A 16,109-nucleotide genomic window follows, 5' to 3' on the forward strand; every position below is an offset into this window, starting at 1 on the left:
TTTTGTTCTTTTTCCGTTAAAGCTTCTTTTCCTACAGTCTGAAAAAGAAAAATTACTCTTTTGTACATCAAAAAACGTTCCTATAATCTATCAATAGGGTGTTTTTGACTTTAAAATCAATAGATTTTATAACTTTCAATTTAAGAAAAATTAGAATTTATTTTCCTGATTTTATCGAAAAAAAAACGTAATTATCTTAAAATAGAAACGTTCTAAACAAAAAAATGGAAGATTTTAAATCCTTAAGGACCAAAATCTTCCATTTCTATAGCTTTTAATAGTCTTGCGACGTATTTATCAATATCTCTTAGTGAGCGCTTGTACTTGTAAGTTCTTTAATAGAAGGAACAAAAGTCGTAAGGTCAATTCCCTCAACGGCTGCTTTGTACTCGTCAATGCTTGGGATTCTTCCGATAATCGCAGAAAGAACAACAACCGGAGTTGAAGCCAATAGAGATTCTCCTTTTTTACGTTCAGAATCTTCCACTACTCTTCCCTGGAAAAGACGGGTAGAAGTCGCTAAAACAGTATCTCCTTTCGCTGCTTTTTCCTGGTTACCCATACAAAGGTTACATCCAGGACGCTCAAGGTACATTACGTTTTTGTATTCAACACGCGCTTCTCCTTTTGGAGCGTTATCATCAAATTCAAAAGCTGAATATTTTTCTAATAATTCCCAGTCTCCTTCTGCCTTAAGCTCATCAATGATGTTGTAAGTAGGAGCTGCTACTACAAGAGGAGCACTGAATTCTACCTTACCTTGCTGCTTTTCAATGTTTCTAAGCATTTGAGAAACAATCTTAAGGTCACCTTTGTGAACCATACAAGATCCTACGAAACCAAGATCTACTTTTTTCTCACCACCATAGTAAGAAAGATCTCTGATGGTATCGTGAGTATATCTCTTGGAAACATCGTCATTGTTTACATCCGGGTCAGCAATCATTGGCTCAACAATTACGTCAAGATCTACCACTACTTCAGCGTAATATTTAGCGTTTGAATCCGGAGTCAAAGCAGGTTTTTCTCCTGATCTGATTTCTTCGATTCTCTTGTTTGCTTTGTCAATTAATCCCTGAAGAACTTTATTGTGATTATCCATACCCTTGTCGATCATGATCTGGATTCTGCCTTTTGCAATTTCCAGTGATTCGATCAAAGTATTATCTTCAGAAATGTTGATAGAAGCTTTTGCCTTCATCTCAGCAGTCCAGTCTGTAAATGTAAATGCCTGGTCAGCAGGAAGTGTTCCGATGTGAACCTCAATGATTCTACCCTGGAATACGTTTTCTCCTCCAAACTGCTTCAACATCTGAGCTTGTGTAGCATGAACCACATCACGGAAATCCATGTGTTCTTTCATGTTTCCTTTGAAGGTTACTTTTACAGATTCAGGAATTGGCATAGATGCTTCACCAGTAGCTAATGCAAGAGCCACAGTTCCTGAGTCAGCTCCGAAAGCTACTCCTTTGGACATTCTTGTGTGAGAGTCACCACCGATGATGATGGCCCATTCGTCTACAGTGATGTCGTTAAGAACTTTGTGGATCACGTCAGTCATCGCGTGGTATTCACCTTTCGGGTCACGGGCTGTAATCAAACCGAACTCGTTCATGAATTTCATCAGTTTAGGAATATTAGCCTGAGCTTTTTTATCCCAAACAGAAGCAGTGTGACATCCTGATTGGTAAGCACCATCAACAATCGGAGAAATCACAGTTGCTGCCATAGATTCAAGCTCCTGAGAAGTCATAAGACCTGTTGTATCCTGAGATCCAACGATATTTACCTGTACACGAACGTCTGAACCAGCGTGTAAAACTTTTCCTGGTGTAGTGCCCACAGCATTTCTGTTGAAAATCTTTTCTACCGCTGTAAGCCCTTGTCCTTCGTGAGAAATTTCTTTTGATGGAGCAAAAACAACCGGAGCATCAACTCCTAAAAGCTGAGCGGCAAATGTCTGTAACTTTTTACCAAATACGATAGCATAAGATCCTCCTGCTTTGATGAATTCCATCTTTTGTGGAGTGAAAGATTTGGTAAGGTCGATCAATTCCTGATCTCCGTTATATAATTTCTTTTCTTTTGTATTGATTGTTAAAACAGTTCCTGTTGCTACTGAATACGCTTCTTCAAGAACGATGTCTCCATTTTCGTTACGAACAGGGTTTCCGTTTTCGTCCACTTTCTTCACCCAGTTTTTAAGGTCGATACCGATACCTCCGGTAACGTCTACTGTGGTAAGGAAGATCGGGGAAATACCGTTTGTTCCCCCTACAATAGGAGCAATGTTTACGAATGGTACATATGGGCTTGCCTGTTTTCCTGTCCAAAGAGCAACGTTGTTTACTCCGGACATTCTTGATGAACCTACACCCATTGTTCCTTTTTCAGCAATAAGCATTACACTTGCGTCAGGATGTTTTGCCTGTAAAGCTTTGATTTCTTCCTGAGCTTCAGGAGTAATCATACATTTTCCGTGAAGTTCACGGTCTGATCTTGAGTGCGCCTGGTTACCCGGAGAAAGTAAATCTGTTGAGATATCTCCTTCACCTGCGATGAATGTTACTACTTTGATTTCTTCTGCAACTTCCGGAAGTTTAGTAAAGAATTCAGCTTTGGCGTAGCTTTCTAAAATTTCTTTTGCAATTTCGTTTCCGCTGTTGAATGCTTCTTTCAGACGATTGGTATCTGCTTCATAAAGGAAAACCTGAGTTTTAAGAACGTTGGCAGCTTCTTTAGCAATAGCCGCGTCATTACCCAGAGCAAGATCCAACAATACCTCAATAGAAGGTCCTCCTTTCATATGAGATAACAGTTCAAAGGCAAATGCCGGGGAAATTTCTTCTACTACGGATTCACCCAGAATAATTTCTTTTAAAAATTTTGCTTTCACTCCCGCTGCACTTGTCGTACCAGGTAGTGTGTTATAAATGAAAAATTGAAGAGAATCCGGTCGGTCAGCATTACCTGAATCTTTAATTTGTGTAATGATTTCGCTTAGTAATTCAGCACCATCAATTGGCTTAGGATGAAGCCCCTGGGTTTTTCTTTCTTCAATCTCTTTGATGTAATCCTTATAAATACTCATAATAGAAGGTCTTTCAAAATTAAAGGTAGGCCTGCTTTTTCTTTACTGGTGTGTATAAATACAATTAATGACATTTTGAGTTCCCGCATTTTGATGCAACATTAACCGAATAAAGTCAGCATAATCTACACTTTTTCAAAAGTTTTTTAAAATTATCAAACAATTCAAAATGTTCCCAAAATTACGAAATTTTACAATTTTATAAGAATGAAATTATTTAGATTCTTTATAAATATGAATTTTATAATATCTATTTTTGGTCGTATTTTTGTAAACAAATGGAGAATATGAAAAATATCCTGAATGTTTTATGTGTTTTTATTTCGATTTTCGTTTTCTCGCAGACCAAATCTGTGAAGAAAATTCCCGTGAAGAAAGGAACAAAAAGCACAGTTAAAAAAGCTGCTGCAGCTAATAAACCTAATGCTGATCTGGTAGTGATCAACAAAGATCTTCCTGTTTTGATTCCTAAGAAAAAAGGAGATCAGTTCGGGTATGTCAATCAGAACGGGAAATTTATTATCCAACCGGAATATCATATTGCAGTATTTTTTTATGAAGACTGCAACCTTCTGAATTCTCCTAATGAAAAGGTCAGAAAATTTGGAACAAAAGACTATGCCACGGTAGAAAAAAATATGATTTCTTACCGTGTAGACCAGTCTGGGAAGAGAGTATATCAATTCAAAGAAGCCGATTTTGGAAAGTGCAAGTTTGAAGAATATAAACAACAGCTATTTCAGGCTTATATCCTCAATGGTTTTTACGGAATCATTGAAAAGTCAAAGTTTGTGAATGCTGCCGATTACAGGCAATATCAGATCTATCCTCAATATCAGTATCTGTTCATCCTTGAAGGGGATGATGTGGCTAATCCGATGATTGTAGCTTCCAATAATGATAAATTCGGAATTATTGATGTTAATAATAAGATTATCATTCCGTTTGAATATTCCAATATTAAAAGAAACTTCAGCTGGAAACTGGGCAAGATGTTTGAAGTGACCAAAGATGGCTCGAATTACTACTATATCGACGCCAACAACAAAACGTACTAAATAATTATTAATGATGAATGATGAATGATGAATGATGAATGATGAATGATGAATGATTTATTTGATAACTCCTATTTTTCATTCCATAGCATCCACGTATACCGAAACTCAATACCCCGAATCCCGCACCTCGTAACCCGTTATCCCGCATCTCACAACCCCAATTCCAATTCATATATTTTTTGTAATTTTGCGGCTGAAATAAAGGGGTGCTTTAACAGGCTGAGATTATACCCAATGAACCTGGAACAGGTAATGCTGTTTAGGGAACCATTTAAATAATTGATGGATGATTAGCGATAAATATTCGATAAGCATCAGTATCGTTTGCGATTTGTCAATTATCTCATAATCACCCCTTTTATTCATTAAATGTTAAAGATTTATAGAATGAAAGGATTATTTTTTTTAGGGCTTAGTGTAGGCTCAGTAGCTTTTATACAGGCTCAGAATAAAGATTCCCTAAAGGTGAGGGAAATTGAAGCAGTCAACTTTACCAAAAGGCTGCCGGTAGCAAAGGAAATCATCAATGTACAGAAAGATCTGGACAGTAAGAATCTGGGACAGGATCTTCCTATTCTTTTGAAAAATCAAACCTCCATTATTTCTACTTCCGATGCCGGAAATGGTGTAGGATATACCGGTTTTAGAATCCGTGGAGTTTCAGGAAGTGCCATCAATGTCATGATGAATGGTGTTCCATACAACGATTCTGAAAGCCAGGGAACATTTTTTGTCAACGTTCCGGATTTAACAAGTTCTGCCTCACAGATTGTCATCCAGAGAGGAGTAGGAACTTCCAATAACGGGGTTTCTGCCTTCGGAGCAAGTATTAACGTACTTTCTAAAGATCCGGAAGAGAAGTTTTATTTTAAAACAGATGACAGCTACGGATCATTTAATACCTATAAATATTCAGCTGAAATAGGTTCCGGGAAATTCTGGAAAAACCGTCTTTCTGTGATGGGAAGATATACCCATATTCATTCTGACGGATATATAGACAGAGCTTCATCCAACTTACATTCTTATAATTTCACTGCTTTATTTGAAGAAGGTAATACAAAATTGCGTTTAATGGCTTTTGGGGGTAAAGAGAAAACGTATCAGGCCTGGAATGGTATTGACCGAAAGACCTGGGAAACGGATCCTAAATTCAATGTTTCAGGAGCCATTTATGATGCCAACTGGGAGAATATTGTAAGTTTCTATGATAATGAAACGGATAATTACAGACAGAACCATTATCAGTTGCTTTGGGAACAGAAGTTCAGCGACCGCTGGAATCTTGAAACCACATTCCATTATACAAAAGGAAAAGGATATTATGAAAACTACAAGCAGGGAGACCCTTTTTCAAGATATAACCTTCCTAATATAACAGAAGGAGGACAAACCATAAAAGCTTCAGACTTTATCAGAAAAAAATGGCTGAACAATGATTTCTACGGAATGGTTTCTACCTTGTATGGGAAGTTTGAAAACCTGGATCTGAACTTTGGTGCCGTTGTGAATCAGTACTACGGAAGGCATTATGGAAATGTGACGGGAGTATTTTTTCCTCAGATTGATGAAAGCGAATATTACAGAAACCGCTCTGTAAAGAATGAAGTGTCAGGTTTTGCAAAAGCTCTATTAAGAGTGGATAATTTTGAATTCTTTGGAGATTTACAGGTTAGGAAAATCAATTACAACACAAAGATTCTGACGGTAGGTGATGATGAAGGAACAGATTTAAGTAAAAACTGGCTGTTCTTTAATCCTAAAGCCGGAGTGAATTACAGAATTGACGGAGGTAAAATATTCCTTTCATACGCTCATGCTCACCGTGAACCCAACAGAGATGACCTGATGGCTAATAACGATGTGAAAGCAGAAAAACTTCATGATATTGAAGCAGGTTTTGAAAAACAGTTCGGGATTGTTTCATTGACGGCCAATGTTTATTACATGTATTATGTGAACCAGCTGGTGTTGAATGGAGAATTGAATAATGTAGGAGCATTTATCAGAACGAATTCAGGGAAAAGCTATAGAAGAGGTATTGAGGTAGGTGCTTTGGCAAAATTATCGAAACAATGGGAGGTTTCAGGAAATGTAACGTTAAGTCAGAACAGAAACCAGGATTTCAATATTCAAAATGGAGATGTTCCTAAGAGCCTTGGAAATACCCAGATTTCATTCTCTCCGAATGTAATTGCCAATGTAAGCCTGAAATTTAATCCTACAAAGAATTTCCAGTTTGCTTTAATGAATCAGTATGTTGGAAAACAATATCTGGATAATACCGAAGATGCCAATCTTCAGCTTAAAGATTATCTCCTGACAGATTTCAATGCGCAGTATCAGTTTAAAATTGCTAATAACGAAATTGCATTAAAACTATTGGTGAATAACCTGTTCAACAAGAAATATGTGAACAACGGATCTGTATATGAAGGACAGCCATATTATTTTTCACAGGCAGGAACCAACTTTATGTTTGGAGTAAGCTGGAAAATACAATAGCAAAAGATCAGGAATGCGGATATTTAAATTATAAATTAGTTTTAGCAGTTTTACCCTTTTTAAGCTTAAAAAAAGAAGTTTAAATAGTCGTATTCCTTTTTTTTGTACATAATAATCAAAAGACTGTTTCGGCAGTCTTTTTTATATCCATTAAATATTACAAAAAGTCCCGAAAAAGTTATAAATTTGCTGCCAAATGAATATTTCAGCATATATTTTAGAATACTTAAAACAATTTGGAACTACCACAGTTCCAGGCTTTGGGGTGTTTTCACTGAAAAATTCTAAGGCAATTATTAATTCTGAAAACGGAAGCATTCTGCCTCCGGCCAGCCAGATTGAATTTACAATAGATTACGAAGTACAGACTGAAGATCTTGCTGCTTTTATTGCAGAACAAAAACAGATGTCTCTGGAAGCTTCCAAAAGTGATCTTAAAATTCAGACTGATTTTTGGAAGAAAAAACTTCAGGCCGAACAGGTTCTTGAAATTCAAAACCTTGGAACAGTCTTCATTGAAGAAGGGCACACTCATTTCAAGGGAAAAAGAATAGAATCCGGACGTCCGGACTTTTACGGATTGGAAGAGATTAGGTTCTCCGATATCAATAACGGGGAGAAAGTAAATACCACAGTGAATCGTGAAAAGGATTTTAAATTCAAAAAAACAATTCTTTGGATTTTCCTTCTGGCTATTCCGGTTCTTGGAATTGTATACCTGGCGTTTACCCAACAGGAACTTCTTTTTGGAAAAAAATCTTTCAAAAATGTTTCTGTACAAACCTCTACCCATAGAATTGTAAAAGATACGGTGAAAGTGATGGTACATACCCCGGAAACACCCGTTTCAGATTCTTTGAAAAAAGATTCATTAGTAAAACCTGTCGGAAAAGAAATAAAACCTGCTCCGGCTGTCCCAAACAACACTAAGACTAGATGGCAAAAATAAAAAAAGCGTCAGAATCTCTGACCATTATGACCAATATCGTTCTTCCGAACGAAACCAACTCTTTAAGAAACCTTTTCGGTGGTGAACTTCTGGCAAAAATGGACCGTTGTGCGTCTATTTCTGCAGCTAGACACTGTGAAAGAAGAGTAGTAACGGCTTCTGTAAATCACGTATCTTTCAACCATCCGATTCCGGAAGGAGGTGTAGTGGTATTGGAATCTAAAGTTTCCAGAGCATTCTCTACTTCTATGGAAGTGTATGTAGATGTGTGGTTGGATGACCCGATTAACCAGAAGAAAATTCATACCAATGCAGGGATTTATACCTTCGTTGCAGTAGATGAATTCAACCGTCCGATTCCTATTCCAGAAATGATTCCTGAAACAGATGAGGAAAAAGAAAGATTTGCAGCAGCATTCCGTAGAAAAGAACTTTCATTAATCCTTTCCGGAAGAATGAAACCCCTGGAATCTGTAGAGCTTAAAAAACTATTTCAGGAACCACAGGAGTCTAAAAAAGACAAGAAATAAAACACAAAAAACACAAATGATTGGCACAAATTTTCACAAATGGTTTGTGCTCAGTCAGATGAAAAAAAATAATCAAAATGGATATTTCAGAAAATGATATATCAAAAATTGTTTATGAAGCAGGGTATATAGTTCATAAGGCTCTGGGACCAGGACTTTTGGAAAGTGCTTATGAAGAATGTCTGTTTTATGAATTAAGTAAACATGATATTCTTGTAGAAAGACAAAAACCTATGCCGTTAATTTATGATGAGGTTAAAATGGATGTTGGTTATAGACTTGATTTTTTGATTGAGAAAAAATTTGTGCTGGAAATAAAATCCATAGAATCATTACAGGATATTCACTTAGCACAAATACTTACCTACCTTCGCTTAAGTAATTGTAAACTTGGGATGTTGATCAACTTCAATACACTTCAGTTTAAAAATGGTGTTAGGAGAGTAATTAACGGTACTTTATAATTTGTGGTATTTGTGAAATAAATTAGTGTCATTTGTGTTTAAACTATGAAAATACTTCTTTTAGATAAAAACCATCCTCTTATTACTGAACAGCTTTTGGCTGAGAATTTTATTTTAGAAGAGGATTTTACATCGTCTTATGATGAGGTTTGTGATAAAATTGAGAACTACGATGGAATTATTATCAGAAGCCGTATTCCACTAGACAAAAACTTTCTGGAAAAAGGGAAGAATCTGAAGTTCATCGCAAGAGTAGGTGCCGGAATGGAAAATATTGATATTCCTGTTGCTGAAAAACTGGGAATTCAGCTGATCAATTCTCCGGAGGGAAACAGAGATTCTGTGGCGGAGCACGTAGTGGGAATGCTGCTGGTGATCATGAACAGACTTTTTATTGCTTCTCAGGAAGTGAAAAACGGGATCTGGAAGCGTGAAGAAAACCGAGGAGATGAGCTATTGGGAAAAACTGTAGGGCTTATCGGATATGGAAATATGGGAAAAGCTACTGCGAAAAGACTTTCAGGATTTGGATGTAAGGTGATTTTCCATGATATTCTTCCGGGACTTTCAGATGAATATGCAACACAGGTCTCACTGGAAGAATTGAAACAATCTGCGGAGGTTATAAGTTTACATATTCCTTTAACTTCAGAAACCCATTACCTTATTGACAAAACATTCATTCAGGAAATGAAAAATGATTTCTATTTCGTGAATACAGCAAGAGGAAAAAATGTTGAAACTAAAAGTTTAGTAGAAGGGTTGAAATCAGGAAAGGTGAAAGGAACTTGTCTGGATGTTTTGGAGTATGAAAAATCTTCTTTCGAGAATATTGAATCCGAAAATGAAGATCTAAAATATCTTCTGGAATCAGAAAAAGCGATTGTGACGCCTCATATTGCAGGCTGGACGCATCAGAGCAAAGAAAAGCTGGCTCAGTTTATTGTAGACAAAATTGTAGCTTCACATTGTTAAGCTATTTTAAAAAAAATAAAATGTAAAAGAAGCGGATTTACGAAATGTGAATCCGCTTTTTTATGATTTTTCGCTTGCAAGTTTTAATTCTCTATTCATTTATGTTAAATAATTCATAATATCCACCTCATATTTATTATTTATTTTGAGTTTTATTAAATTGCCGCTCATTTTTGAATCTCATGAAGACGTGTAATTTTGTACTTATCCTAACTGTTTTATTATCGATATTTTCCTGTAAAAAAAAGTCTGAAGCCAAAGAAGTTTCGGCTGAAAATACAACCAATCTGCCCAACTATGGAAATGTAGATCTGGGTAATATTTTTACAAAAGGGGACGGACAGCTTTTGAATAGACAAACTACCGTAAGTTATATCGATCAGTATTACAAGAAGATATGGGAAGGAGGAGACCTTAGCGGTGGAATTCTTGTTGCCAAAGGTGATGAAATCCTGTATGAAAATTACAGAGGTTTCGGAAGAGAAGGAAATCAAATGCCAATCGATAAAAATACACCTTTACACGTTGCTTCAGTTTCGAAGACTTTAACGGCAATGGCGATGATGAAGCTGATAGAGGCAGGAAAAATAAAATTTACGGATCACCTTACGCAGTTTTTTCCAGGATTTCCCTATCCGAATGTTACCGTTCAGACTTTATTGGATCAAAGAAGCGGTCTTCCGAAATATGAATATTTTATTACCAAGATACAGCCGGCTCCGGCAGAACTTTCCAAGCCATTTATTACAAATGAAGATGTATTGAATATGATCATTAAATATAAACCTGATCTGGCAAGAGATACGGATACAGGATTTATGTATTGCAATACCAACTTTGCTTTATTGGCTTTATTAATTGAAAAAGTGACCAAAACTCCTTTTCCTCAGGCGATGAAAGAAATGGTTTTCACACCGTTGAAAATGAATAATACGTATATCTTTCAGGAAAAAGATATTCCAACAGCAGCACAGTCTTTTTATTATGGAGGAAATAAGCTGTATCCTTTAGACAGACTTGATCTGATTTATGGAGATAAAAATGTCTACACTACGCCAAGAGATCTGTACAATTTCTCAAAAGCCATGTTTTCGAAAAATTTCCTGAAGCCTGAGCTGATGCAGATGGTATTCACTCCTTACAGCAATGAAAAAGCGGGAATGAATAATTATGGTTTAGGATTCAGAATGAAAATATTTGATAACGGTGAAAAGCTTACTTATCACAATGGATGGTGGCATGGTACCAACTCGGTATTTGCCCATCTTTTAAAATCTAAGGTTACCATCGTAGCTATCGGAAACAAATATTCAAACAAAGTATATACAGCTCTTGCATTATCCGGATTATTCGAAGATTTCCCTTTACAGAAAGAGAAGCTGCATACGGTGATGCATGACAATAAAGATACTTTGAATTCCGGACAGGAAGTTTTTGGAGAATAATGTTTACTTTTGCCTAAACATTTTCATGAAAAGGTTTCTTTTATTACTCGTTATCTGTTTTCTTGTACATTCATGTGCAAGGGTAGGATCTCCTGTCGGAGGGCCTAAAGATACTCTGGCACCGAAGTTTTTAAGTTCAAACATTGATACAACAAGAATTAATGTCAAAAGAGATATTCACCAGCTCCGTCTGGATTTTGATGAATATGTGACGTTGAAGGATATCAATAAAAACCTTATTATTTCACCTCCCATTAAAGGGATCACGAGGATTCTTCCTTCCAATATTGCCAACAAGTTTGTTCTGATTCAATGGTCAGATACGCTTCAGGCCAATACGACTTATAACTTTAATTTTGGAAACTCAATTGTTGATAATAACGAGTCCAATATTTTAAGGTATTTTAATTTTGCTTTTTCTACAGGAGACAAATTGGATGATTTGTACATCAGTGGGGAAGTAAAAGATGCGCTCGATACTAAAAAGAAAACCGGAACTACAACAGAAAATAAGCTGGTGGTAGGATTGTATCAGGTAAAGGATACAATGGATTACAAGAAAAAGCCATACTATATCACCAAGGTAGATGAAGATGGATATTATGAATTAAATTATCTGACTCCAGGAAAATATAAAATTATTGCCTTTGAAGACGAGAATGGAAATTCAATGTATGACCCCGGAAAAGAAAAAGTTGGATTCCAGAAAGATCCGATCAATTTTGAGAAATCTATTTCAGGATTGAATTTAAAAGTATACCCTTCCAAAAAGGCTGTAAAGTATCTTGAAATGAAAGAGATTGCAGGAGGAATTTTAATGACATTCGAAGGGAATCCTGATGACGTGAAAGTTCAGTCGCTGAATGAGAAACTGAAAGATGTCAAAATAACCCATACTCCGAAATCAGACTCTGTAAGAATCTGGTTTGATGCTGTAAAGGATAATGTGGGGCAGGAAGCCAATGAAAAACTGATATTTACTCATAATAAAGGTCCGAAAAAAGACAGTGCCTATAGCGTCTCTTTATTTTACAGATACAATAAAAAGAATGCCATGGACCTTAACAGTGATAATGGAGGAGAATCAATAGCTCCACAGTCAGATTTTAAAATATCGTCCAACTATATTGTGGATAAAATTGATCCTTCAAAGTGGACACTTAGGGCTAAAGGAGATAGTTTAACAACGTTACCGTTTACTGCTAAAATTTCAGAAACCAATCCTTATCAGATTCAGGTTCAGTCAGATTTTGTGATGGGAAAAAGCTATCAGCTTACGGTGCCTAAGGAGACTGTATCCTCATACTATGCAAAAAACACACAATCTAAGCGTTTTGATTTTGATGTTGCCAAAATAGACCAGTTTGGAAGTGTTGAATTCACTATTTCAAATGCACCGGAAACAAATTATTGGATTCAGCTGTTGGATTCTTCAGACAAGGTTGCTTATCAGAGGTATATGAAAGGAGATAAAGTGAAATTTGATATCCTCAAACCTGGGGAATACATCGTGAGAATCCTGGTAGATAATAACGGGAATAAATATTGGGATGAAGCAGATTTTGCTAATGATATTTTTGCTGAAGATGCCTATATTTTCTATAAAAAAGTGATCGTTAGAGGTCTGTGGGAAACAAGAGAAGAGTGGGATCTGAAGGATACCAGAACACTTGATAATCCTAAAGGAGCTACCCCCGCTGTAGCAGCTCCTGCTGGGGAAACACCGCCTGTACCGACTGAAGTGAAACAGGAGGTTAAAAAAGAATTGAAATCTCAAAATGCTGTTATAACGCCCGCAAAATAAGCAGATGAAGACCGCTAAGAAAATAGTATTCTGGACTTTTGTGGCATTTGCCCTGATTCAGTTCTTTCCTATAGACAGAACCAATCAGCCTGTGGATGCAAAGGTAAACTTTGTGGATGCAAGGAAATCACCGGAAAAGGTTAGAACACTGCTTAAAAATGCCTGTTACGACTGTCATTCCAATGAAACAGTTTACCCGAAATATGCTTTTATTGCACCCGTTTCCTGGTCTGTAAAAAGCCATGTGAATGAAGGCAGGGAACATCTTAATTTTTCTGCATGGGAAACTTATAATAAGGATTTGAAGGAGAACATGCTGACTAAATCCATTCAGACCATTCAGAATAAAACAATGCCGATGCCTGGCTATATCGTGTACCATAAAGAGGCTAATCTTTCAGAAGCAGAAAGAGCATTGCTGATTCAGTATTTTGAAGAAATGCTGAAGACTAAAACTTATTAATTTCTACCATAAAAAACTCCCGCAGATTTTACAAACTGAGCAGATTGTTTAAAACAAATATCTGTCCGGTCTGTAAAATCTGCGGGAGAATATTTTACAAAAATTATTTCTTTAAATAGCTCTCAAAAAATCTCTTCTGAGAATCAAAAGCAAGATCTTCAAGATCCAGATCCTGTAAAGGAATCCAGACAGCTTCCGAAATCTCAGAGAGCTCGAGATTTACCTCAAACTTTTCCGAAACATTGTATTCATAAAAGAGATCGATCGTATTGTAATCAATTTCCTTGTATTGATAGATGTTAGGAAGGCTGGTGAGGTATTTCAGGTTCGAAATATCGATATCAAGCTGAAGTTCTTCAAAAAGTTCTCTTTTACAGGTTTCTTCTGCACTTTCTTTAGGGTCGACAAATCCTCCTGCAAGATCGAGTTTCCCTTTTTTAGGTTCTCTGTTTCTTCTGGTAAGATAAATTTCGTCTCCACATCTGATGACAACCGCTACAGCACCTGCCACATTATTATACAAAGTAAAACCGCATTCCGGACAGCTCCATTTTTTTTCACCATCCCAGTGTAAGGACTCTCTGCCACAGCTTGGACAATATTTCAATAATTTCATTGAGCAATATTAATATTTCTCGGGTGATAACTCAAAATAACATCCCTTAATTCTTCCGTTTTCAGGTGCGTATAGATCTCCGTTGTCGTAATACTGGAGTGTCCCAGCATTTCCTGAATATAACGTAAATCGGCTCCATTTTGTAATAAATGGGTCGCAAATGAATGTCTGAATGTGTGTGGAGATATTTTTTTGTTAACCCCTGCTTTATCTGTAAGTTCTTTAATAATAAGAAATACGATTACTCTGGACATAGAAGTCCCACGACTGTTTAAAAACAGAGTGTCTTCATATTTCTTATTGATTTTACCTTTAGAACGAACCTCTTTGATATAACTTTCAAGCAGATCAGCAGTATAATCAGCTAAAGGAACAAAACGGGTTTTGTTTCCTTTTCCGTTTACCTTGATGTATTGCTCTTTAAAGTTGATATTGGAGATCTTCAGATCGATCAGTTCAGAAACACGAAGCCCACAGCCATAGAGTACCTCTATGATGCATTGGTTTCTTTTTCCCAGATCTGTATTCACCTCAATAGCAGCAATAATTTTGTTGATATCAGGCAGGCTTAAAGTATCAGGTAGATATAATCCCAGTTTTGGGCCTTCAAGTAACGCCGCAGGATTGTCTTCACGATATTCATCCTCCAGCAGAAATTTAAAGAAAGCTTTGATGGAAGATATCCACCTTGCCTGTGATCTCTCACTGAATTTCTGTTTGGAAAGATTGAAAATGTATTCCTGCAGGTTTTCGTAACCGATGGAGTCTGGACCGACGTTTTCCAGATCCTCTTCTGCGTAATCTTTTAATTTCTTAATGTCCCGAACGTAGGCGTCGAGTGTGTTTTCTGAAAAATTTCTTTCGAAACGAAGAAATATTTCAAAATCTTTGATCTTTTCATCCCAAGTCATTTGTGCTTATTTTTTTAGTTCACAGTCCGATATTTGTTCTATTTCAATGTTATGGTTCCTCAGGAACGATATTCCATCGTCATCCGAATACTCATTAATATACACCAGTCTCGTAATCCCTGCCTGCAGAATCAGCTTGCTGCATTCTTTACAGGGAGACAGCGTTAAATATAACGTTGCTCCTTTTGCAGATTGGGTAGAGGCAGCCAGCTTTAATATAGCATTGGCTTCCGCATGCAATACGTACCAGTGTGTTTTTCCATCTTCATCTTCACAGCAGTTTTCGAATCCCGAAGGAGTCCCGTTGTAACCATCTGAAATAATCATCCTATCTTTTACGATAAGAGCTCCCACCTGTTTTCTCTTACAGTAGGAGAGTTTTGCCCATTCCTGAGCCATTTTTAGATAAGCTTTATCAAACTTATTCATACCGCAGCATTGTTTTTTTTCGAAATAATTTGGATTAAAATCTTTTAGAAAGATTTAGAAGTTAGGCTTTCTCTTCTCTAGAAACGCAGTAACTCCTTCTTTCTTATCTTCCATTTCAAAAAGTTCTCCGAAATATTTGATTTCAGTTTCAAAACCTTTCTCCGTATCCGATAAATTCACGGCATTGATAGCCTTCGATATTGCCATTGGTGAATTGTAGGCAATCGTGTTTGCTAATTCTTTCGTTTTGGTTAATAATTCTTCAATAGGGTATACTTCATTCACCAGTCCGATCTCTTTTGCTTTTTGAGCAGGGATCATTTTGGCAGAGAAGATCATTTCATTGGCAATACCTTTTCCTACAAGCTTGGGAAGCCTCTGGGTTCCTCCATATCCCGGAATTAATCCAAGAGTTACTTCAGGAAGCCCTAATCTGGCGTTTTCCGATGCGTATCTGATGTGGCATGCCATGGCAAGCTCTAAACCTCCTCCTAATGCAAAACCGTTTACGGCTGCAATGACAGGTTTAGACATATTTTCAATTTTGTTGAACAATGTATTCTGTCCGTTTCTTGCAAGTTCTTCAGCTTTTTCCTGTCCGAATTCACTGAATTCCTTGATGTCAGCTCCCGCTACAAAAGATTTTTCTCCACTTCCGGTAAGGATAATTACTCTGCATGAAGTGTCAGCGTTAAGCTCATCCAGTGCGGTACTGATTTCCTGAATTGTTTTGGCATTTAAAGCATTTAAACTCTCAGGTCTGTTTATGGTAATAATAGATAATTTATCTTCTTTTTTTAATAATATGTTCTCGTAACTCATTTTTCCACTTTAAAATATCATCCTTTGCAAATTATGAATTTTTT

At 36.7% G+C, this 16,109-nt stretch carries 14 protein-coding genes and 1 riboswitch; of the genes, 9 read left to right on the plus strand and 5 right to left on the minus strand.

Annotated features, from left to right (window positions below):
- Nucleotides 1-307: 307 nt before the first annotated feature.
- Complete coding sequence (locus DDF69_RS16045; protein WP_114821666.1) at nucleotides 308-3,091, minus strand: bifunctional aconitate hydratase 2/2-methylisocitrate dehydratase; 2,784 nt, start codon at nucleotides 3,089-3,091, stop codon at nucleotides 308-310.
- 287 nt (nucleotides 3,092-3,378) lie between these two features.
- Between DDF69_RS16045 and DDF69_RS16050 the strand changes: the two genes are divergently transcribed.
- The 9 genes from DDF69_RS16050 to DDF69_RS16090 all read left to right on the plus strand — a co-directional run bounded on the left by DDF69_RS16050 (nucleotide 3,379) and on the right by DDF69_RS16090 (nucleotide 13,287).
- Entirely contained in the window at nucleotides 3,379-4,149 is a 771-nt protein-coding gene (locus DDF69_RS16050) for a WG repeat-containing protein (protein WP_228412018.1), read from the plus strand.
- Between the two features lie 195 nt (nucleotides 4,150-4,344).
- Nucleotides 4,345-4,436, plus strand: a riboswitch (TPP riboswitch).
- Nucleotides 4,437-4,539: 103 nt separating this feature from the next.
- Nucleotides 4,540-6,657, plus strand: coding sequence for a TonB-dependent receptor (locus tag DDF69_RS16055; RefSeq protein ID WP_114821729.1), 2,118 nt, complete (start codon nucleotides 4,540-4,542; stop codon nucleotides 6,655-6,657).
- A gap of 196 nt (nucleotides 6,658-6,853) precedes the next feature.
- Complete coding sequence (locus DDF69_RS16060) at nucleotides 6,854-7,606, plus strand: hypothetical protein (RefSeq protein WP_114821668.1); 753 nt, start codon at nucleotides 6,854-6,856, stop codon at nucleotides 7,604-7,606.
- Nucleotides 7,594-8,136 carry an acyl-CoA thioesterase gene (locus tag DDF69_RS16065; protein ID WP_105702355.1) on the plus strand — a complete coding sequence of 181 codons (543 nt, stop codon included), beginning with the start codon at nucleotides 7,594-7,596 and terminating at the stop codon, nucleotides 8,134-8,136. The genes DDF69_RS16060 and DDF69_RS16065 overlap by 13 nt, the downstream gene beginning before the upstream one ends.
- A 77-nt stretch (nucleotides 8,137-8,213) precedes the next feature.
- Nucleotides 8,214-8,600, plus strand: coding sequence for a GxxExxY protein (locus DDF69_RS16070; protein ID WP_114821669.1), 387 nt, complete (start codon nucleotides 8,214-8,216; stop codon nucleotides 8,598-8,600).
- A gap of 45 nt (nucleotides 8,601-8,645) precedes the next feature.
- Nucleotides 8,646-9,575 (plus strand): 2-hydroxyacid dehydrogenase, encoded by a 930-nt coding sequence (locus tag DDF69_RS16075; RefSeq protein ID WP_114821670.1) that lies wholly within the window; start codon nucleotides 8,646-8,648, stop codon nucleotides 9,573-9,575.
- Between the two features lie 182 nt (nucleotides 9,576-9,757).
- Entirely contained in the window at nucleotides 9,758-11,020 is a 1,263-nt protein-coding gene (locus DDF69_RS16080; protein ID WP_114821671.1) for a serine hydrolase domain-containing protein, read from the plus strand.
- 25 nt (nucleotides 11,021-11,045) lie between these two features.
- The gene (locus DDF69_RS16085; RefSeq protein WP_114821672.1) at nucleotides 11,046-12,824 is read left to right on the plus strand and encodes an Ig-like domain-containing protein; all 1,779 of its coding nucleotides are present in this window, start codon (nucleotides 11,046-11,048) and stop codon (nucleotides 12,822-12,824) included.
- Nucleotides 12,825-12,828: 4 nt separating this feature from the next.
- Nucleotides 12,829-13,287, plus strand: a complete 459-nt coding sequence (locus DDF69_RS16090; protein ID WP_114821673.1) for a heme-binding domain-containing protein — start codon at nucleotides 12,829-12,831, stop codon at nucleotides 13,285-13,287.
- 103 nt (nucleotides 13,288-13,390) lie between these two features.
- On the opposite strand, the gene DDF69_RS16095 is transcribed toward DDF69_RS16090, so the two are convergent.
- Genes DDF69_RS16095 through DDF69_RS16110 form a run of 4 tightly spaced genes read right to left on the minus strand, consistent with a single transcriptional unit; the run spans nucleotide 13,391 to nucleotide 16,065 of the window.
- Entirely contained in the window at nucleotides 13,391-13,903 is a 513-nt protein-coding gene (locus tag DDF69_RS16095) for an NUDIX hydrolase (protein ID WP_114821674.1), read from the minus strand.
- Complete coding sequence (gene xerD / locus DDF69_RS16100) at nucleotides 13,900-14,814, minus strand: site-specific tyrosine recombinase XerD (protein WP_114821675.1); 915 nt, start codon at nucleotides 14,812-14,814, stop codon at nucleotides 13,900-13,902. Before xerD ends, DDF69_RS16095 begins: the two co-directional genes overlap by 4 nt.
- Nucleotides 14,815-14,820: 6 nt before the next feature.
- Nucleotides 14,821-15,243 (minus strand): deoxycytidylate deaminase, encoded by a 423-nt coding sequence (locus DDF69_RS16105; protein ID WP_007844123.1) that lies wholly within the window; start codon nucleotides 15,241-15,243, stop codon nucleotides 14,821-14,823.
- Between the two features lie 54 nt (nucleotides 15,244-15,297).
- A complete protein-coding gene (locus tag DDF69_RS16110; RefSeq protein ID WP_062675984.1) occupies nucleotides 15,298-16,065 on the minus strand; it encodes an enoyl-CoA hydratase/isomerase family protein in 768 nt (255 codons plus the stop codon).
- Nucleotides 16,066-16,109: the final 44 nt, after the last annotated feature.

Origin of the sequence: Chryseobacterium sp. KLBC 52, from assembly GCF_003347605.1 — a bacterium.
Classification (GTDB): Bacteria; Bacteroidota; Bacteroidia; order Flavobacteriales; family Weeksellaceae; genus Chryseobacterium.

Bases quoted from the DNA above. Each gene is read 5' to 3' on its own strand.
- DDF69_RS16070 (WP_114821669.1), top strand. From the start codon at position 8,214: ATGGATATTTCAGAAAATGATATATCAAAAATTGTTTATGAAGCAGGG.
- DDF69_RS16080 (WP_114821671.1), top strand. From the start codon at position 9,758: ATGAAGACGTGTAATTTTGTACTTATCCTAACTGTTTTATTATCGATA.
- DDF69_RS16105 (WP_007844123.1), bottom strand. From the start codon at position 15,243: ATGAATAAGTTTGATAAAGCTTATCTAAAAATGGCTCAGGAATGGGCA.
- DDF69_RS16065 (WP_105702355.1), top strand. From the start codon at position 7,594: ATGGCAAAAATAAAAAAAGCGTCAGAATCTCTGACCATTATGACCAAT.
- DDF69_RS16085 (WP_114821672.1), top strand. From the start codon at position 11,046: ATGAAAAGGTTTCTTTTATTACTCGTTATCTGTTTTCTTGTACATTCA.
- DDF69_RS16075 (WP_114821670.1), top strand. From the start codon at position 8,646: ATGAAAATACTTCTTTTAGATAAAAACCATCCTCTTATTACTGAACAG.
- DDF69_RS16090 (WP_114821673.1), top strand. From the start codon at position 12,829: ATGAAGACCGCTAAGAAAATAGTATTCTGGACTTTTGTGGCATTTGCC.
- DDF69_RS16055 (WP_114821729.1), top strand. From the start codon at position 4,540: ATGAAAGGATTATTTTTTTTAGGGCTTAGTGTAGGCTCAGTAGCTTTT.
- DDF69_RS16045 (WP_114821666.1), bottom strand. From the start codon at position 3,091: ATGAGTATTTATAAGGATTACATCAAAGAGATTGAAGAAAGAAAAACC.
- DDF69_RS16060 (WP_114821668.1), top strand. From the start codon at position 6,854: ATGAATATTTCAGCATATATTTTAGAATACTTAAAACAATTTGGAACT.
- xerD (WP_114821675.1), bottom strand. From the start codon at position 14,814: ATGACTTGGGATGAAAAGATCAAAGATTTTGAAATATTTCTTCGTTTC.
- DDF69_RS16095 (WP_114821674.1), bottom strand. From the start codon at position 13,903: ATGAAATTATTGAAATATTGTCCAAGCTGTGGCAGAGAGTCCTTACAC.
- DDF69_RS16110 (WP_062675984.1), bottom strand. From the start codon at position 16,065: ATGAGTTACGAGAACATATTATTAAAAAAAGAAGATAAATTATCTATT.
- DDF69_RS16050 (WP_228412018.1), top strand. From the start codon at position 3,379: ATGAAAAATATCCTGAATGTTTTATGTGTTTTTATTTCGATTTTCGTT.